General features: G+C 64.4%; 13 protein-coding genes. 3 read left to right on the top strand and 10 right to left on the bottom strand.

What is annotated here, in order from left to right; all coding sequences use genetic code 11:
- Positions 1 to 87 precede the first annotated feature (87 nt).
- Entirely contained in the window at positions 88 to 2,082 is a 1,995-nt protein-coding gene (locus H8S62_RS12380; RefSeq protein ID WP_186919612.1) for a fructose-1,6-bisphosphatase, read from the bottom strand.
- Positions 2,083 to 2,540: 458 nt separating this feature from the next.
- A complete protein-coding gene (locus H8S62_RS18380) occupies positions 2,541 to 4,775 on the bottom strand; it encodes an FAD-binding protein (protein ID WP_186919610.1) in 2,235 nt (744 codons plus the stop codon).
- A 196-nt stretch (positions 4,776 to 4,971) separates the two neighbouring features.
- Here H8S62_RS18380 and H8S62_RS12370 point away from each other — a divergent pair, with 196 nt between their 5' ends.
- Both H8S62_RS12370 and H8S62_RS12365 read left to right on the top strand, forming a co-directional pair.
- Positions 4,972 to 5,862, top strand: coding sequence for a LysR family transcriptional regulator (locus H8S62_RS12370; RefSeq protein WP_155148570.1), 891 nt, complete (start codon positions 4,972 to 4,974; stop codon positions 5,860 to 5,862).
- 322 nt (positions 5,863 to 6,184) lie between these two features.
- Entirely contained in the window at positions 6,185 to 9,283 is a 3,099-nt protein-coding gene (locus tag H8S62_RS12365) for an SEL1-like repeat protein (RefSeq protein ID WP_186919608.1), read from the top strand.
- Between the two features lie 173 nt (positions 9,284 to 9,456).
- Here H8S62_RS12365 and H8S62_RS12360 read toward each other — a convergent pair whose 3' ends face one another.
- From H8S62_RS12360 to H8S62_RS12345, 4 genes are all read right to left on the bottom strand, one after another.
- Entirely contained in the window at positions 9,457 to 9,942 is a 486-nt protein-coding gene (locus tag H8S62_RS12360) for a MarR family winged helix-turn-helix transcriptional regulator (protein ID WP_186919606.1), read from the bottom strand.
- A gap of 130 nt (positions 9,943 to 10,072) precedes the next feature.
- Positions 10,073 to 11,413, bottom strand: coding sequence for an APC family permease (locus H8S62_RS12355; RefSeq protein ID WP_155148577.1), 1,341 nt, complete (start codon positions 11,411 to 11,413; stop codon positions 10,073 to 10,075).
- Positions 11,414 to 11,507: 94 nt separating this feature from the next.
- Positions 11,508 to 12,296: a 4Fe-4S binding protein gene (locus H8S62_RS12350; protein ID WP_186919604.1), complete on the bottom strand. Its 789-nt coding sequence runs from the start codon at positions 12,294 to 12,296 to the stop codon at positions 11,508 to 11,510.
- 1 nt (position 12,297) lies between these two features.
- A complete protein-coding gene (locus H8S62_RS12345) occupies positions 12,298 to 14,037 on the bottom strand; it encodes a PatB family C-S lyase (RefSeq protein ID WP_186919602.1) in 1,740 nt (579 codons plus the stop codon).
- A 351-nt stretch (positions 14,038 to 14,388) separates the two neighbouring features.
- Between H8S62_RS12345 and H8S62_RS12340 the strand changes: the two genes are divergently transcribed.
- On the top strand, positions 14,389 to 15,942 hold the full coding sequence (locus H8S62_RS12340) for an ABC-F family ATP-binding cassette domain-containing protein (protein ID WP_186919600.1): 1,554 nt from the start codon (positions 14,389 to 14,391) through the stop codon (positions 15,940 to 15,942).
- Between the two features lie 267 nt (positions 15,943 to 16,209).
- Here H8S62_RS12340 and H8S62_RS12335 read toward each other — a convergent pair whose 3' ends face one another.
- The 4 genes from H8S62_RS12335 to H8S62_RS12320 form a co-directional block, all read right to left on the bottom strand.
- Positions 16,210 to 16,893 (bottom strand): ATP-binding cassette domain-containing protein, encoded by a 684-nt coding sequence (locus H8S62_RS12335; protein ID WP_341481058.1) that lies wholly within the window; start codon positions 16,891 to 16,893, stop codon positions 16,210 to 16,212.
- A gap of 74 nt (positions 16,894 to 16,967) precedes the next feature.
- Positions 16,968 to 17,651 (bottom strand): ATP-binding cassette domain-containing protein, encoded by a 684-nt coding sequence (locus H8S62_RS12330; RefSeq protein ID WP_186919598.1) that lies wholly within the window; start codon positions 17,649 to 17,651, stop codon positions 16,968 to 16,970.
- Positions 17,648 to 18,463 carry an ABC transporter permease gene (locus H8S62_RS12325; protein WP_186919597.1) on the bottom strand — a complete coding sequence of 272 codons (816 nt, stop codon included), beginning with the start codon at positions 18,461 to 18,463 and terminating at the stop codon, positions 17,648 to 17,650. Before H8S62_RS12325 ends, H8S62_RS12330 begins: the two co-directional genes overlap by 4 nt.
- Positions 18,456 to 19,421 (bottom strand): ABC transporter permease, encoded by a 966-nt coding sequence (locus H8S62_RS12320; protein WP_155148590.1) that lies wholly within the window; start codon positions 19,419 to 19,421, stop codon positions 18,456 to 18,458. Before H8S62_RS12320 ends, H8S62_RS12325 begins: the two co-directional genes overlap by 8 nt.
- Positions 19,422 to 19,551 lie beyond the last annotated feature (130 nt).

Raw genomic sequence — 19,551 nt, 5'->3', positions numbered from 1 at the left:
CTGCCCGTGGAGTGTCCGCGGGCAGGGGCGTTACAGTTTGTCAAAAAAGCTCCGAGGGTGCGCGGGGCGGCCCGACGGTATCAGACCCTACGCCCGGTGGTCCTCCTTCACGAGGCCGGTCTTATAGGCCCGGAGAAGCTCCTTCAGGTCGTCCACCTGGCGCTGGAGGGTGGTGCCGATATCGGTCTCGGAGATTTTAATCTTGTTGTCCATCCGCTCGAAGACCTCGGAGCTGGAGGCGATGTCCCGGTTCTCCCGGACGGCGTTTTCCTTGCCGTCGAAGGGCTTGTGGGACACCAGGCGCAGGCACTCGGAGTTGAAAATCAGCGTATAGCCCGCGATACCGGTGGTGGGCTGGTAGGCCTTGCACAGGCCGCCGTCAATGACGATGAGCCTGCCGCCGCCCTTGATGGGGCTCTCGCCCTTTTTGGACTTCACGGGCATATGGCCGTTGATGATGTGGCAGTGGGGCCCCTCCAGATCGAATTCCTTCAGCAGCGCGTCGCAGACGGCGGGGTCGTTGTAGAGGGTATAGTAGGCGTTCTTGGGTTCGGTCCAGGCGCCCTCGTCCTTGATGAGCCGCCGCTCGAAGGTGGTCATCCGGTCCCGTCCGAAGGTGGGGGAGTTGCGCCCCGCCCAGAGAAACCAGAGAAAGTCCATGCCGAACTGCCGCTCGTCGCTGCCGGGCTTGGCGTAGTACCCCTGGCGGGCCACCGCCTCGGCGTAGTCCAGGAAGGCCCGGCCGGAGCGCTTCTTCCCGCCCAGGGAGAAGGAGAGCTGGGTGCCGTCGGACGCCATGGGGATGCAGCCGTGGAGGAGAAGGTTGCCGTTGTAGACCTTATAGAGCCCGCCCTTGGAGTAGAGGAAGCGGATGTGCTTCTGGAGCTTCTCGCTGCGCTGGAAGGATGCGGTGAGCTGGTTAATCACCTCGTCCTCCTCGGGGGAGAGGTCGTAGGGGTGGTCCCGGTCCACGGTGGGGAAGTCGGCGTCCGCCAGCTGGTACTCAACACCGCCGATGCTGATGCACCTGCGCTCGTAGTCGATCTTGTCCAGCAGGAGCCGGTCCTCCATGCCGAATTCCGGGTTGCGGAGGATCTTCTGCCCCTCCAGCTTGAAGAGGATGACGGTGATCGCCTTGTGCATCTTGGCGGAGAGCATCATGTCCTTCTCGTTGTACTTGGCGGCGTCCCCGGTGAGCTTTACATTGAAGCAGGAGCAGTCGGTGTCCTTATAGACGTCGTGGGCGAAGATGGCCAGGGGGCGCAGGGAGATGCCGTAGCCGGTCTCAATGACCTCCAGGTTATTGTAGTGGATGGAGTTGGAGAGGACGGTGGCTACCAGGGTGCGGCTGCCGGTGGCGGCGCCCATCCACAGAACGTCGTGGTTTCCCCACTGAATGTCCACGGAGTGGTGGTCGATGAGGTAGTCCATGATAACGTCCGCCCGGGGGCCGCGGTCGAACACGTCGCCCACGATGTGGAGATGGTCCACCACCATGCGCTTGATAAGCTGGCAGACGGCCACCACAAAATCCCCGGCCCGGTCGATGTCGATGATGGTGGAGATGATGTTCTCGTAGTACTCCCGCTTGTTGTGAAACTCGTAGTTGGAATTCAAGAGCTCGTCGATGATATAGGAGTACTCCCTGGGGAGGGCCTTGCGGACCTTGGAGCGGGTATACTTGGAGGTGACCAGGCGGCACACGTCGATGAGGCGGTGAAGGCTGATGCGGTACCACTCCTCCATCTCCTCCTGCGTCTTGTCCCGGGAGACCAGGGAGAGCTTCTCCTCGGGGTAGTAGATGAGGGTGGACAGCTCGTCCCGGTCGTACTTGGAGAGGCTGGCGGCAAAGAGCTCATCCACCTTCTCGCGGACCACGCCGGAGGCGCTGTTCATGATGTGGACAAAGGCCTCGTACTCGCCGTGGAGGTCGGAGATGAAGTGCTCGGTGCCCTTCGGGAGGTTCAGGATGGCCCGGAGGTTGATGATCTCGCTGCTGGCCGCCTGGACGGTGGGGTACTGGCGGGAGAGCATCTGGAGGTAACGCAGGTCGGGAGCGGGGGAGACGGCTTCTCTCTTCATGGCGGTAACCATTCCTTTCAGAGCTTTGATGTGTCTGAGGAGCGTCAGACGAAAATTCCTGAAAATGGGGATGTATTGGTTCCATTGTACCATCAAAATAAAAAAATAGAAGCCCGAATTTGTAAAAATTGTGAAAACAGGGAGCGGAGGCTCCGATGGAGGGAGCATTGGATACAAATGGGAGTGGGGCGGTCAAAAAATCCTCCGCAGAGCAAGCCTCGCAGAGTTCCGCCGTCTGTGGACGGCGGAATCAAGTGAATATCCGTCATTTCTGAGGACATGCGCCTCAGTAATGACACTTCTCATGACGGATGGGGCGACTTTTTCCCAAGAAATCGAGCCCTGTCCGTCATGCAGCCTTCTGTCGAAGAAGCCCCTCGGGGCTTCTTCGACAAACTGAAAGGGAGTGGGGGCAGCCGATAGGCTGCCCCCACTCCCTTGAGAGAATACTGATTTCATTATTCGCCTGCGAAAGCCGCGGCGGCGTTGGCGCCGGCCAGGCGACCGGAGGTGATGACCCAGCCCTGGGCCGCGCCGCCGTAGGTCACGTAGGGGACCTGATTGGAGAAGAGCACGCCCATGGAGTCCTGGCCCACGGCGTAGAGGTTTTCAAAGGCGGTGCCGTCGGTCTTGAGGACCTGCATGTCGGCGTTGATGTCCAGCCCGCCGCAGGTGCCGTAGTAGTAGCCCGCGCCGGCCACGGCGTAGTAGGAGCCCTCGGCCAGAGAGGACATGAGGGATGCGTCCTTGCCGAAGGAATCCTCCGCCTCGCCGTTGGCGGCGGAGGTGTACTCCGCGGCGGCGGTGGTCAGGTTGGTCACGTCCACGCCCAGCTTGGAGGCCAGCTCCTCCAGGGTGTCGGCCTTGGTGACGATGTTGTACTGCTCGCCCACGGCGAGGATGGCGTCCAGGTCGGCGATGGGGGTATTGGCCTCCACCTTGCCGCCCTGGTTCAGGAACATGGGCGCGGCGGGGGAGAGCATGCCGTTCTCCCTGAAGGAGTCCATCTGGGCCTGGGAGTAGATGGCGTAGTAGGTGTCGCCGCCCTTCCAGTTATCGAAGGCGATGTTGCCCGCCTCGCTCATGAAGCGGGAGCCGTCGGTCCCCACAATCATGGACTCGGGGGTGAGGACCAGGGCGGAGAGGACGGCCTTCTGGTCGGCGGTCAGCTCGTCGGACTTGATGATGGTCTTGGTCTGGGCGATGTGGACCATGCCGGGCATATCGATGCTGTAGGTCCCGGCGCCCAGAGCCATCGCCATCTGAACGCCTGCGCCCTTGTTCTGGAGCATGGCCTCGGCGCTGAAGGTGCCGCCCAGATACTCCTCGGTCATCTCGGCGTTGCCGAGGAAGCCGCCGGTGGCGAGGATGACGCTGTCGCCGTAAATTTCATAGGTGGTGCCGTCGTGGTAGACGGCCTTCACGCCGACCACCTTGCCGCCGTCGGTCATAAGGTCGGTGGCGGTGAGCTCCAGCATGTAGTCGTTCTTCTCGTTCATGGCCTTGGCCTTGTCCACCGCACTCGTGAACATGGTGGTCTTGTCACCCTCATAGACGGCCCACACAGGCCACATCTTGGGGTGGAAGAAGGCCTTGATCTCGGCGAAGGCGAAGCCGTAGTCGCTGATGAGCCAGTCCATGGTCTCGCCGGATTCGTTGACGAACTCGCGGACGATATCCTCCTTGGCGTCGCCCTTGCAGTACTCCAGCCAGTCGGCAATGAGGTCCTCCTCCTCCACGAACTTCTCGCCGCCGTTCTGGGCGTCCATCTTACTCTGGGGGTTGATGGCCATGGGGCCGGAGACGTTGGTGGAGGTGCCGCCGATCTTGGCGGCGGTGTCCAGTCCGAAGACGGCTGCGCCGTTTTCTGCGGCGCTGATATAGGAGGTCATGCCGGAGCCGCCCAGGCCCACGACGATGACGTCGTAGCCCTCCAGGGTGACGGTGTCGGTCTTCTTCTCCACGGGGGTGTACCACTGGGCGGAGTCGCCGCCGTTGGCGTCAATGGCCTGGGCCACGGCGTTCTTCACGGCGCCCGAGGAGACGGTGGCGCCGGCGATGGAGTCCACCGCCAGAGACTGGCTCTCAAGGATGCGGGGGATGAGGTTGTCGATGACGGTCTGGAGGATGGAGGCGGTCTCGCCATTCTCTCCCACGGTGATGGAGGAGATGGCGTTGTCCTTCAGGGCCACCTCCACGGACACGGGGGTGGTGACGCTGTTGCCGGAGGCCTGATAGGTGGCGGTGGAGTCGGAGACGGGGGCCCTGCCGCTCTCCTCAATGCCGTTGGCCTGGTTGACCACGTCCCTGAGGGCGGACTTCACGGCGGTGGAGGTCATGGTGGCACCGGAGACGGCGTCCAGGTCGGCGGTCAGGGAGGAGACCTCCTTGCCGCTGAGGGCGGCGAAGGCCTCGTTGAAGGTGACGATGGCCGCGCCGCCGATGTTCTCGGTCTCATTGGGACCCTCGGCGGTGAGGGCGTCCACGGTGGTCCCGGCGACGGTGAGCTTCACCGTCACGTCGCCGCCGTAGCCCTTGGCGGAGGCGGTGTAGGAGGCCGTCTGGGCGGGAGTGGCGCTGGGGGTGGGGGTCGCGCCGGGGGTGGGCTTCTCGTCGCCGCTGCCGCAGGCGGCCAGGGAGAGCGCCATGGCCCCGGTGAGCGCCAGAGCGGCGAACCGTTTCATCTGTTTCATTTCTTCCTCCTAAAATCTATCTATTGCGGTTTTTCAGCAGATTCATTATAATTGTTAAAAAGTTTACAATCAAACAACCCTTTGTTGCGGCCCTGCAACTAAAAGTTGAGGGGTGCGGGGGCGGCCCCGGAAATAAACAGGAGTATCGCATCCAGGGGCGTTTTTCATTCTTCACTTCCACAACAGGAGGCGCTATATGGAACTTCGGCAGATGCAGTATCTCATCGCCATCTATGAGCACGGCGGCCTGTCGGCGGCCGCGGAGAAGCTCTTCCTCACGCCCCAGGCGCTGAGCAAGTCCATCCGCAAGCTGGAGGAGGAGCTGGACGCGCCTCTCTTCTACCGGGAGAAGAACAGCCTCATCCTCACCCCCTTCGGAAAAAAGGTGCTGCCCGAGGTGCAGCGGCTGGTGGCCGACTACGAGGACATGATGCGCCGTCTGGAGCAAATCAGCGCCCAGGAGCGGGGCAGGGTGCGCCTGGCCTTCAGCCACGGTGTGCCCAACGCCCTCTCGCTGGACAGCCTGCGGTCCTTCGAGGAGGCCCACCCGGAGGCGGTGGTCGACATGGTGGAGCTGCCCGATCTGCTGGCCGAGGACGCGGTGCGCCGGGAGACGGCAGACATCGGCTTCTCCATCGGCGTGCCCCAGCCTGCCGAGCAGTTTGAGTATCTACGCCTGCGGCACTACCAGCTGTGCGCCGTGGTCCACCCGGACCACCCCCTGGCGGGGCGGGAGAGTCTCAGCATCCGGGACCTGAAGGGCCAGCCCCTGGTAACTAAGAACCCCTATTTTAAGGTGTTCCAGATGGTGGAGGACTGCGCGGAGCGGGCGGGGGTGGAGCTTATCTACGCGCTCCGCTCCCCGGACGAGATCTTGTGGCTGCGGATGCTGGAGGACAACAGGGGCGTGGGCATCGGCGTTTCCTTTCTCCGCAATCCCAAAAAGTCCAGCGGGTCCAGGCTGGTCCACATCCCTTTTGACGATGAGCTGTCGTGGGATATCTATGTGATTGTCAAGAGGGGCCACTACCTCTCCAGGACGGCGGGGGAGCTGCTGGATCATATGAAGGGGCTGGCGGAGGAATAAGCAGCAGGCGGGGCACCGGGGCAGGCCGATTTTTCTCCGTGGGCGGGGCGGGCCAGACATTGACAGAAAGCGCCGCCACTGGTAGAGTAAAGAGGTGCACATGCCTCTTGACAGGACCCGTATTTGGAAGAGGCTGTACCTGGCGCCGGAAGCGGGCGGATTTTATACGGTATCTGCGTCAGGCAGGGCGAAAATTGCCGTTCCTCCGGACGGAATGCGGGATTTGACAACGCAGCATGACGGAACATGGGCCAAAGGACGACCTTGAACGGCGATTGGCACAGGTTCCCTCATTGAGATAGATAATAAAGGCGGGATTAAAATGGATTCTGATAACAGGAAGAATAATGAAATCTACGGCCCCGGCGACGTGGTCTTTGTGGATACGACCCTCATCCAGAAGGCGGCGGAGGGGCTCCAGAAATCCAAGGAGGAGTTCCAGGCCATGCTGGAGCAGGCCGAATTGGGGGACAGTGCGGTCTACCACGACCTGGGCGTGCGGTACGCCGAGGGGGACGGCACACCCAAGGACATGGAGCGGGCCGCCCACTGGTTCGCCCAGTCTGCCGAACTGGGAGATATCCGCTCCATGGAGTCCCTGGGCCGATGCTATCAGCTGGGCGCCGGGGTGGAGGCCGATATGGCCCGTGCGCTGGAGCTCTACCAGTCCGCCGCCGACGAGGGCCACGCCCCCGCCATGACGGATTTGGGCCTCTGCTACGAGAACGGCAACGGCGTGGAGAAGGACTGGGAAAAGGCCTCCGACTACTACCTCCAGGCCGCCGAGCAGGGCTTTGCCCCCGCCCAGACCAATCTGGCGGTGTGTTATCTCAACGGCATCGGCGTGGAGAAGGACGCAAAGCAGGCCATCGAGTGGCTGGAGAAGGCAATCGAGCAGAAGTTCGGCCGGGCCTACAGCATCATGGGGTGCCTCTACCGGGACGGCAACGGCGTGGAGGAGGACCCGGAGGAGGCAGTGCGCTATTTCCGCCTGGCCATGGAGGAGAAGTACGCCCCCGCCGTGTGCGATCTGGGCCTCTGCTACGAGGTGGGCACCGGCGTGGAGAAGGACGAGTCCCAGGCCCTGATCTACTACCGCCAGGCGGCGGAGATGGACTACGCCCCCGCCATGTGCAACCTGGGCTACTGCTACCTGACCGGCATCGGCACCGCGGAGGACCCCAACCAGGCCGCCCGCTGGTTTGAGCGCTCTGCGGAGCAGGACTACCCCCGGGCCCTGCGGCTGCTGGGCTGCCTCTACCAGGACGGCAACGGCGTGGAGAAGGACGAGCCCAAGTCCGTGGAGTATTTCCGCCGGGCGGCGGAGCAGGACTACCCCCCTGCCCAGTGCGATCTGGGCCTTTGCTATGAGTCGGGCACCGGGGTGGAGGTGGACAACGTCCTGGCGGCGGAGTGGTACCGCAGGGCCGCCGAGGCGGACTACGCCCCGGCCCAGTGCAATCTGGCGGTGTGCTACCTCTCCGCCATCGGCGTGGAGCGGGACACGGCGGAGGCGGTGAAGTGGCTGAACAAGGCCGCAGAGCAGGACTACGCCCGGGCGGTGAGCATCCTGGGCGACTGCTACCGGGACGGCAACGGCGTGGAGGAGGACCCGGTCAAGGCCGTGGAGTTCTACCGGAAGGCCTCCGACCGGAACTATCCCCCCGCCCAGTGCAGCCTGGGCCTGTGCTACGAGATGGGCAACGGCGTGGAGACCGACGAGAAGAAGGCAACCGAGTACTATCTGCTGGCCGCCGAGCGGGATTACCCCCCGGCCCAGACCAATCTGGCGGTGTGCTACCTCAACGGCATCGGCGTGGAGAAGGATTTGGAGGCCGCCGCCGCATGGCTGGAGAAGGCCGCGGCCCGGGACTTTCCCCGGGCGCTGAGCATCCTGGGCGAGTGCTACCGGGACGGCGACGGCGTGGAGCGGGACGAGGCCAGGGGCGTGGAGCTCTTCGAGCGGGCCGCCGACCAGGGTTATCCCCCGGCCATGTGCAACCTGGGGCTGTGCTACGAGCTGGGCGAGGGCAAGGAGAAGGACCCCCTGGCCGCCACCGAGTGGTACCGCAGGGCGGGCGAGCGGGGCTACCCCGGCGCCCAGTGCAACCTGGGCTACTGCTACCTGACCGGCATCGGTGTGGAGCGGGACAGCGCCCAGGCCGCACAGTGGCTCACCCGGGCGGCGGACCAGGATTTTCCCCGGGCGCTGAGCCTGCTGGGCAACTGCTACCGGGACGGAGAGGGCGTGGAGCTGGACGAGGCCAAGGCTGTGGAGCTCTACCAGCGCTCCGCCAGGCAGAGCTATCCCCCGGCGATGTGCAGTCTGGGACTCGCCTACGAGATGGGGACCGGAGTGGACCAGGACGGCGCCAAGGCCGTGGAGTGGTATACCCGCGCCGCCGAGCGGGGCTATGCCCCCGCCCAGGCCAATCTGGCGGTGTGTCGACTCAACGGCATCGGCTGCGAGGTGGACGCCAAGGAGGCTGTGAAGTGGCTGGAGCGGGCCGCCGACCAGAACTTCGGCCGGGCGGTGAGCATTCTGGGCTCCTGCTACCGGGACGGCGACGGCGTGGAGCGGGATGAGGCCAGGGCCGTGGAGCTCTATCTCCGGGCCAGGGAGCTGGGGTATATCTCAGCCATATGCAGCCTGGGCCTGTGCTACGAATTGGGTACCGGCGTGCCCGAGGACAAGAAGAAGGCCGTGGAACTCTACACTGAGGCCGCCGAGGCCGGGGATGAGACGGCCCAGTGCAACCTGGGCTTCTGCTATCTCATCGGCATCGGCGTGGAGGCCGACCCGGCCAAGGCCGTGCCCTGGTTCAAGGAGTCGGCGGCCCAGGGCTCCGCCCGCGCCCAGTGCCTGCTGGCCAACTGCTACCGGGACGGCAAGGGCATCGCCCAGAACAAGAGCCTGGCCATCAGCTACTACCGCAAATCCGTGGACCAGGGGTACGCCCCGGCCATGTGCAATCTGGGGCTGTGCTACGAGCAGGGCGACGGCGTGAAGGAGGATAAGCCCCGGGCGCTGGAGCTCTACATCCAGTCGGGCGAGCGGGGCAACACCGCAGCTCAGTGCAACGCGGGGTACTGCTACCTCACCGGCATCGGCTGCGAGGCGGACCCGGAAAAGGCCATCCCCTGGTTCGAGCGGGCGGCCTCGGGCGGCTCCGTCCGGGCCCTGGACCTGCTGGGCGACTGCTACCGGGACGGCAAGGGCGTGGCCCAGGACAAGCGCAGGGCCATGGAGCTCTACCGGAAGGCCGCGGCGGATGGCAACGAGGACTCCGCCGAGAGCCTGAAGAAGCTGGAGGCCGAGCTGGGGTCCGGAGCCGCCCATACCGCCTCTGCGCCCAGGAAGGAGCCGGATCAGAAGCCCAAGGAGAAGAAGGGCTTCTTCGGGAAGCTCTTCGGTAAATAAGTATACATAAGAGAGTGGGACGGCCCGAAGGGGCCGTCCCACTCTCTTTGAGAGCTGTAAGGCGGACGCGGCAGCGTGGCCGCCGAAGGCGCCGGCCTAAAAAATCTGCACCGGCCGCCCGGGAAGGACGGATTTTGAGTGAATCCTGTCTGAAGGGCGATTGGGGCGGGCTTTTAATATTCCGGCTGGGTGGCCAGCGCACCGTGGGAGAGGTAGCTCTGAGAGTAGAAGGCGATGATCTGGGAGAGGGCCTCGTTGGCGGTTTTAAGCTCCGCCTCCTCAAGACCCAGGTGCTGGGAGGCCCAGCGGGCGTGGGCGGCGTCCCGGTCGATATGGCTGGCGTGAACCTGGCGGCCCCGGTCCGTGAGGGTGAGCAGATAGCGCCGCTGGTCCCCGTCCACCCGCTGGCGGTGCACGAGGCCCTTCTCCACCAGCTTGTCCACCATGACGGAGGTGGCGCCCTTGGTGCGGTACATCTGCTCGGAGAGCTCGGTCTGGCTGATGCCCTCGTTGAGCGCGATCATCTTGAGGGTGTGGGCCTCGTTGGCGTGGAGGGAAACTCCGCCGTAGTCGATGGGGCGCTTCTGGATGGCGGTAATGATGCGTTCCATGGTGTAGAGATGCTCGATCATCTGGGAGATTTCGTCGATAGAAGACATAACTGTGCACTTCCCCGTCTAATGGTTTATTGGTTGAAGTATACCACAAATAAATACCCCTGACGAGGAAAAAAGGGAACTGACGCAAAAGTGCGGCCGGAAATTTTCCGGCCGCACTTTTGCCGCTGGCTTAGTCGCAGTCCTCGTAGCTGACCTCCATCTTCACGCGCTTATTGGCGGCGAGCGCGTATACGACGGAAGCGGCCAGTATCACCAGATTGCCCACCAGCTCCAGGGGGGCGGAGGTGGCCAGCATCAACAGGACCTGGAGGGTGGCCACCAGGCCGCCCACGATGCAGACGGTGTTCAGAAGACCTTTGCCCACATGGAATTTGGACTTGCTCCACAGCTCCGGCATGACCTTGGGCAGACGGATGGCGGTGAAGCAGAGGATGACCTTTACCGCGCTGGTGAGGATGACGGTGGAGCTGGACACGATGCTGATGTCCAGGCCCGCCAGGATGGGCACCAGGCCGATGACGTAGAAGAGGAGCAGCACGTTCACGGGGGTGCCGAACCTGGCGTTGAGCCTGCCGAAGACCTTGGGGAGCCAGCCGTCCTTGGCGGCCTGTACGATGGGGCGGCACATCCAGCCGATGGAGGCGTTGAGGGTGGTCAGCAGGGCGAACATGGCGCCGCCCACGATGAAGAAGACGTAGAGGGGCTTGGGCAGAATCGCCTCGGCCACCAGGGCCAGGCTTTTGTTGGCCACGTCCGCCACGGGGAGCACGCCGGCGGCGATGGTGCCCATGACGGCGTACACCACGGAGATGGCGATGGTGGGGACGATGATGGCGAAGGGGATGTCCTTCTTGGGGTTCTTGGCCTCGCCGGAGAAGTTGATGACGTACTGCGCGCCGCCGGCGGCGAAGGAGAGGTAGGCGGAGGCCATGAGCACGCCGGTGAGGCCCTTGGTCATAAAGTCGGGAGGCGCGAAATATCCGGGCTGGAGATTGGGAACGCCGAAGGCGATGAAGGCGGCGATGGCCACCGCCATGATGACGCACATCACCGTCTGGAGGACGGCGGCCTGCTTGGCGCCCAGGATGTTCATCAGGAACAGGATGGTGAGCACCGCCACGGAGATGAGCTTGGCGGGAGCGCCCGGCACCAGGGCCAGCAGATACTCCGTGAACGAGATGACGTACATGGCGATGCCCAGGCCGGTGAAGACGTTGATCAGAGTAAAGATGCCCGCCAGGCGCTGACCGCCGAAGGCGGCCACCTGGGTGTACTGCCCGCCCTTGAACCGGGCGGTGCCGCCCACCATGATCTGGGGGATGGCGGTGAGGACGCAGAGAATGCCCGCGATAACGAAGGCCAGGTTGACGCTGCGGCCCGTCATGCCGATGGCGGTGCCGGTCATGGCCATGATGCCCGCGCCGATGATTTGGCCCACGGCCACGGACACCAGGTCCATCCGGCCCAAGTTGCGCTTGAGCTCGCCTGTGGCTGCGCTTTGGTTGCTCATAATAATTCCTCCCAATCTTTCATTCTGCGGATTCAGGGGGTTGGAGTCTGTCGTTCAGTCGATGGGCTGCGTCTCGACGATTGGAGGACAGGCTCTAGTGCGCAAGAAAAACCTCGGGCTGCTTGGGGGCGGAGAACATGGCCTCCATGACGGCGATCTTCTCCAGCAGGGGGGGAACGCCGATGTACCTGGCGCCGTTGGGACAGGACTGGATGCATTTGGCGCAGAGCAGACAGCGCCAGCCGTCGGTCTCGGACACGTCCAGGGGGTTGATGGCCTGGACGGGGCAGCTTTTCTGACAGGCCATACAGCCGCCGCACTTGCCGGTGTCCGTGGACGGGGCCACGGGCAGATCGGCAGCGGGGGTGTAGGGGAAATTGCCGGGCACGTCCAGGGTGAGCGCGGCGGCGTCCCGCTCTACCAGGAGGGCGGCGGCGTCCCGGCCCAGGGCCCCGGCAGCGGAGAGGTCGTCCCCGTCGGGCCGGCCGCTCCCCAGCTTGTCGGTGAAGCTGTGGCGGCCGATAAAGGCTCCGGCTGCCACGGGGAGGAAGCCGTGCTTCCTGCTCTCGTCCCTCAGCTCCAAAAGCGCGTCCTCATAGGCCCGGTTGCCGTAGACCGCCACCAGGACGGCGGGCACGCCGCCGGCCTCGATATAGCGGAAGAACTCGGCCATTATCCGGGGCACCCGGCCGTAGTAGACGGGTACGCCGATGACGGCCACATCCCCCTCCCGGAGCTGCGCGCCGGTCCAGCGGCTCTCAAAGGAGGTGCGGTCCAGCTCCAGGGAGTCGGGGGCGTTCAGACCCTGTGACACGGCGCGCACGACCCTCCGGGTGCCGTCGGTGGGGCTGAAATAGATGCTCACTGTGCGTTTGATCTCCATCTTACTTGCTCTCCTTTCCACTCAGCCAGGCGGCCATCTCGTCCACAGTGGGCAGGTCGCCGGGATTGGCCCCGTAGTGGGTCCTGCGCACGGTCAGCCCGGCGTCCAGCATCAGCACGGCGGGGAGCTGGAGCTCGTTGCCCTCGTAGGCCCCGTGGGTGAACCCGGCGGCGCGGGCCGCACCGATCTTCTTCAATACAGCGGCGCTTGCCATCTTCTCCATGGAGAGTGCGGGGGCGACGCCGAAGCGGCGGTAGAGGGCCTGGTCCGGGTCGCAGATGAGCTCAAAGGGGAAGTGGTCGGGGCCGATCTGGGCGGTGATGCCCGCTCCGTCGCTCTGGAGGACCACCAGCGCACGGCCGCCCGCCGCGGTAATCTCACCGTACCGGGCCTTTAGGTTGGCCAAATCCAACTGGCAGATGGTGCAGCCGTAGTACCGCAGGAAAATCAGAAGGGTGGGCCTGCCGCCGTTGTCGGACAGACTCCCGGTTCCCCAGGGGGTGGCGTAGTCAAAGTCGACCAGCTTGTCGCCGGGGAATACCCGGTCCAGGGCCGTGCACATCCGGCGCAGACCCTCCTCCAGCATGGAGCGGGGGCAGGCGGTGTTGATGCGCAGGCGGTTTTCGCCGCCGGGGCCGAAGGTGGGCGCGCCCTCCACGCCGCTCTCGATGAGGATGTCGGCGGTCTTCACCAGATAGCTGTCCAGGTCGGCGCGGGCCGCGCCACGGAGGTAAGGGCCCACGTCCACCCAGGCGAAGTAGGTCCCCTCGGGGACGGTCATCCGGGCCTTGGGCAGATGCTCCGCCAGATAGCCCTGCGCGAAGACCAAATTGTCGTGGAGGTAGCCGTTGAGCTGGTCCAGCCAGGGTTCGCCGGTGGCGTAGGCCGCCTGGATGGCGGTGATGGACATGGGGTTGGGGTACATTACGCCGCAGTCCTCCTGGGCCCTCTTGGCCCAGAGTGCCTGGAGATGGGGGTCGTGGATGATGATGTTGGAGTAGGCCATGCCAGCCAGGTTGAAGGTCTTGGAGACCGAGGCGCAGGTGACGATCTCGTCCTTGTGGTCGGGGAAGAGCTTCTCAATGGGGGTGTGCTTCACGCCGGGGGCGACGATATCGTGGTGAATCTCGTCGGCCACGATGCGCACGCCGTTGCGGAAGCAGAGCTCGCCCATCCTGCGCAGCTCCTCCTCGGTCCACACCCGGCCGGTGGGGTTGTGGGGAGAGCAGAGAAGGAAGAGGGTGGTCTTGGGGTCCTTCACCTTTTCCTCAAAGTCCGCGAAGTCGATCCCGAACGTTCCGTCCCGCTCCACCAGCCGGTTGTCCACCGCCGTGCGGTGGTTGCAGGCAATTTTTTTATAGAAGGGGCGGTAGACCGGGGGCTGAACCAGAACCTGGTCCCCCTCGTGGGTCATGATCTGGATGAGATAGCTGAGGGCGGGGACGATGCCGTTGCAGTAGAACACATCCTTCGAGTCCACATACCAGCCGAAGCGGTGCTGGAACCAGCCGCAGACGCTGCGGAAGAACTCGCCGGTGAAATTGGCGCTATACCCGAAGATTCTGCGGTCCACCCGCTCGTGCAGCGCCTCAATCACTCCGTCGGGGCAGGGAAAATCCATATCCGCCACCCAGAAGGGGAGGGTGGATAGTCCGGCGTTGGGATTCTGTACCGGCATGAACTCCCACTTGCCGCAGTTCGTGCCGTGCCGGTCAATCAGCTTGTCGAAATCGTAGGCCATGGAACGCTCCTCCTTTAAAAGTTTAAGTACAAAACCATTTAAGATATAAACAGTTTAGCACGTATCATAAATTTGTCAATCACAGACTTGTATTCCAAGGAGATTTTGGAGGGATGCATAAAAAAACGGATAGTTTTTTGTCGGGGGCGGCGGGGGACAGAGTAAATACAACCTGAGCGGGGGAGCGCATCCGGCCGGCCGCCGCCGATAGCTCCCCGGCAAGGGGGCGGGAAGGGCGCACAGTCTGCCGTCTTGCGGATGGCAGGTCAGCCGGTTGACACGCGTTTGGCTGTTGATTCCTATTTCTGAAATGTGGTATACTCATACTCACATTTGAGTTTGGGGGATACCATGAGCATACTGACCGTAGAAAATGTGACCCACGGCTTCGGGTCGCGCTGTATATTGGAAAACGCCTCCTTCCGGCTCCTCAAGGGGGAGCACGTCGGGCTTGTCGGCGCCAACGGAGAGGGGAAGTCCACCTTCCTGAGCATCGTCACCGGAAAGACCCAGCCCGACGAGGGCACGGTGACCTGGTGCAACCACATCACCACCGGCTATCTGGATCAGTACAGCTCCCTCCCCGCCGGGTCCACCATCCGGGAGGTTCTCCGCGGGGCCTTCGCCCACCTCTTCGACCTGGAGCAGGAGATTCTGGCCGACTATGACAAGATGGCCGACTGCGGTGAGGAGGAGATGACCCGCCTCATGGAGGACGTGGGGGAGATGCAGGAGATTCTGGAGCAGTCCGGCTTCTACGTCATCGACGCCCGCATCGAGGAGTACGCCAACGGCCTGGGCCTGGGCGAGGTGGGGCTGGACCGGAGCGTGGACGACCTGTCCGGCGGCCAGCGGGCCAAGGTGCTGCTGACCAAGCTGCTGCTGCAAAACCCCATGATTCTGATTCTGGACGAGCCCACCAACTTCCTGGATGAAAACCATGTCCGCTGGCTGGGGCAGTTTTTGCAGAATTACGAGAACGCCTTTATCCTGGTCTCCCACGACATCCTCTTCCTCAACGATGTGGTCAACGTGATCTACCATGTGGAGAACGCCACCCTCACCCGCTACAGCGGCGATTACCGCTATTTTGAGGAGATGCACGCCCTCAAGAAGCGGCAGCTGGAGCAGGCCTACGAGAAGCAGCGCAGGGAGATCGCCGGGCTGGAGGACTTTGTCGCCCGGAACAAGGCCCGGGCGGCCACCGCCAATATGGCCCGGAGCCGCCAGAAGAAGCTGGACCGGATGGACGTCATCGAGCTGCCCAGGGAGCGGCTGAAGTCCGAGTTCTCCTTCCGCCCGGCCCGAACCACGGGCCGGGTGGTCATGGAGGCCAGAGGGCTGGTGCTGGGGTACGACGCGCCCCTCACCCGGCCGATGGACCTGCTTCTGGAGCGCAACCAAAAGATCGCCGTAAAGGGTGTCAACGGGCTGGGCAAGTCCACTCTTTTAAAGACCCTGCTGGGCGTTATTCCGCCCATTGCCGGCCAGGTGGAGCTGGACCAATTTGTGGAGCCGGGATACTTTGAGCAGGAGGAGTCCGCCTCCGCCCGGACGGCCCTGGAGGAGTTCTGGGCCGAGTACCCCGGCTACACCAACGGGGAGGTCCGGGCCGCCCTGGCCAAGTGCGGCCTCACTGCCGAGCATATCGGCACCCAGATGCGGGTGCTCTCCGGCGGCGAAAACGCCAAGGTCCGCCTCGCCAAGCTGATGCACAGGGAAATCAACCTTCTGGTGCTGGACGAGCCCACCAGCCATCTGGACGTGGACGCCAAGGAGGAGCTGGCCCGGGCCATCGCCGCCTTCAAGGGTACCGTGCTGCTGGTCAGCCACGAGCCGGAGTTTTACCAGGGAATCGTCAGCGGTGTGTGGGACTTGACCGAGTGGACCACCAAAGTGGTGTGAGCGCGTCTGAGCAAGGATGCCGCGCCCTGCGGGGGTGGGGCGATTTGTGCTTCGGCCCTGCGGGTGCGTCGTTTGTGCTGAGCCAGCGGCGGACTTAAAACGCATAAAAGGCCGTTTTCCGCAGGGAGGGCGTTTATAGGCAGAAAAAAAGCCCGCAAGCAGCGCTTGCGGGCTCTTTTTCTGAGATTTGACTTGCCTTGCGGCCCGGCCGCCGGATGGCAGGGTCCAAACATGCCGGGCGGGAGACTCCCCACAGCACGATTCGTCTCAAATGCCGTAGCGCTCCGCCCAGTAGGACTTCACATCCGAGCCGATCCGGATGAGGTCCCGGGTGAGAGGCTGCCTGGGGGCGGTCATAATTTGTTCCGCGGGGCCTTCCTCAATGATCCTCCCGTGGTCCATGACGCAGATGCGGCCGCAGATGCGCCCGGCCAGCAGAATGTCATGGGTCACCATGAGAAAGGCCGCGCCCCGCCGGGCGGAGGCATCCCGGATGAGGTCGGCGACGCTGTCCTTGACCTCCTGATCCAGCATGGAGGTGGGCTCGTCGAGGACCAGCAGCCCAGGGGAGCAGATGAGCGCCCGGGCCAGAGCCACCCGCTGGCGCTCGCCGCCGCTGAGCTGGGAGGGGAGGCGCGGAGCGTAAGTCCCGGGGTCCAGCCGGACCAGGGCGAGCGCCTCCTCCACCTGGGGCGCACAGTCCCGGAGCCGCCGCGCAAGCCCTGAGAATAGAAGCGGCTCGGCCACGATGCGCCCCACCGGCATGGCAGGGCACAGCCCGGCGTAGGGGTCCTGCCCCACGAACCCGGAGCGCCCCTGCCGCGTCACCGTACCGCTGTCCGGCCTCAGAAGGCCCAGGAGCAGACGGACCAGAGTGGTCTTGCCGCAGCCGCTGGTGCCGATGACGCCCAGTGACTCGCCGGGGGCCAGGGAGAGGGAAATATCATCCACGGCCTGGACGAAGGAGCCGCTCCGCCCGTCCCGGACGGGGAAGCGCTTGCTCAGATGGGAGGCGGCGAGGCAGTCTATGGTAATTCCACCCTTCTGTCACAGAATTGGTCGCCCAGCTCCCGGTCGTGGCTGATGAAGAGGATGGTCATGTCCTCCCGCCGCTTGAGCTGGAGGATGGTCCCCAGCACATCGGCCTGAATTTTGATATCCAGCCCGGTGGTGGCCTCGTCCAGGATGAGGAGCCGGGGGTGGTAGATCACCGCCAGGGCGATGGCGGCGCGCTGCTTCATGCCGCCGCTGAGCTCGTGGGGATACTGGTCCAGAAGGCGGCGGTCCAGGTGCACCAGATCCGCCAGCTCCTCCTCCCGGAGGCGGCACGCGGCGTCGGAGATGCGCCGGTCCCGGAGCCGCAGCATCTCCCGCAGGGTGCGGCGGAGGGTGTAGACCGGATTGAAGGAGTTCATGGAGGACTGGGGCACGAGGGCGATCTCGCTCCAGCGGACGGCGCTCAGCTCCCGCGGGGAGCAGGAGAGCAGATCGGTGTCCCGGTAGAAAATCTGCCCCCAGGCCCGGGCGCCCAGGGCGGGCAGCAGACCCATGATGGCGTTGACCACCGTGCTCTTGCCCGCGCCGGACCGGCCCCGCAGGCACAGTATCTCCGAGGGGAAGAGGGAGAAGCTCAGGCGGTCCACCGGTCTGCCGCCGCACCGGTACTCCACGGACAGGTTCCGGACCTCCAGCAGCGGTGCGTCCGTCATGCCGACCCCTCCTCTCCTCCGCCCTCCAGTGAGTAGCTTATCATCATCAGGGCCAGGCACACCAGGCAGATGCACAGCCCCGGCGGGATGACCCACCAGACCCACGCGCCGGTGATGAGGGCGTTGCGGGACTGGGCGTAGAATATCATGGAACCCCAGCTCTTCACCAGGGGGGTTCCCAGGCCGAGAAAGCTCATGGAGGACTCCATGAGGATGCCCGACTTCACCCGGAGAACGGCCTGATACAGCACCAGGGGCAGCAGCTCCCGCAGGACGTGGCGGGTGAGGATATACCAGTCCCCCGCCCCCATGGCCCGGATGGACTGGAGATAGTCCCGCGCACGGATCTGGATCGTCTGTGCCCGCAGGACCCGCGCCGTCTCCGGCCAGGAGAGGACGCCCAGAATGACCGCCATGCCCGCCGTGCCCGCGCCGGAGAAGGCGGCCAGGACGATGACGGCGGGGATGAAGGGGAGGGTGAGGAAGAAGGCGGTGAGCTTCATGAGCAGCCGGTCCAGCCAGGTCCCGGCGAACCAGCCCGAGAGCATCCCCACCGCCAGGGCCAGCGTCAGGGAGATGGCGGCGGACAGCCCGCCCACCAGCAGGGAGGAGCGGGCTCCGTGGAGCAGCTCGCTGAAAATGTCCTGACCGATATCGTTGGTGCCCAAGAGGTGCCCGCCGCCCGGCGGCAGCAGGGGGGCTGCGGAGACCGCCGAGGGGTCAAACGGGGCGAGGACGGGGGCGAAAACAGCGGTGAGGACAACGAGCAGCAGCAGCCCGGCCCCGATGCCGCCCACCAGCTTGTTACGCATGGTCCACCTCCATTGCCGGGTCCACCCGCCTGTAGAGCAGATCCGCCAGGAAGAGGGCGGCAATGGTCAGCAGGGAGGAGAGGAGGAAGGAGTACTGGATCAGCGGATAGTCCCGGGCGGAGACGGCGTTTGCCATCAGGGTGCCAAGGCCGGGGTAGGAGAAGACCGCCTCGATGAGCACCGACCCGCTGAGGAGGTACCCCACATCCATCATCACCATGGTGAATACCGGGATGAGGGCGTTGCGCAGCACATAAAAGAGCGTGACCCGGCCCTGGGGCACCCCCCGCAGCCGGGCCATGCGCACGTAGTCGGCGCACATTGTGCTCAGCACGGAGTAGCGGGCGGTGGTGAAGTACCGCAGCACCGAGGTGACGACCATCGCCAGCACCGGGAGGGCCAGGTGGCGGCATACGTCCAGCGCCCGCGCCAGGCCGTGGTAATCCTGCCACATGGAGTATGCGCCGTAGGTGGGCAGCCACCCCAGCTGGGCGCCGAACACAGCCAGCAGGAGCAGAGCGATCCAGAACGGCGGGATGGACCCGGCCAGGGTGGTCCCCAGCACCAGAGGGAGGTCCCGCCCCCTGCGCCGCCGCAGGGCGGAGAGGGCGCCCAGCAGGGTGCCGATGAGGGTGTAGAGCACCAGGCTGACGCAGGTGAAGAGGAGCGTCCACCCCGCCGCCGAGGAGATGAGCTGGGTGATGGGCAGCCGCCTGGAGAAGGACACTCCCCAGTTGAGCGTGAAGAGGTCCCGGAGGTAGTAGGCGAACTGGAGGGGGAGCGGGTCGTTCAGGTGGTAGGCGTCCAGCACGCCCATCTTCTCCGCGGCGGTCATGTCCTGGGCGTTCTCCCCCACCAGGGTGCCGATGGGGGAGCCGGGGAGCAGGCGGGGGATGAAAAAGTTGACCACGACGACGAGAGCGACCAGGATGAGGTAGTGCAGCGCCCGCTTTTTCAATATGTCCGCACCCCCTCTGTCAAGATGGTAAGCTGTGTGGGCTGTGTCGATTGGGAACTTGGTCCGGGCGGTGCCTGCGATGCCCGGTCTGGTCGCCGCCAGCCCTCAGACGAATGATGAATCTCCTGCT

This window comes from Lawsonibacter faecis (genome assembly GCF_014287675.1).
Classification (GTDB): domain Bacteria; phylum Bacillota; class Clostridia; order Oscillospirales; family Oscillospiraceae; genus Pseudoflavonifractor; species Pseudoflavonifractor faecis.
This window is presented reverse-complemented; position numbering and strand designations above follow the sequence as displayed.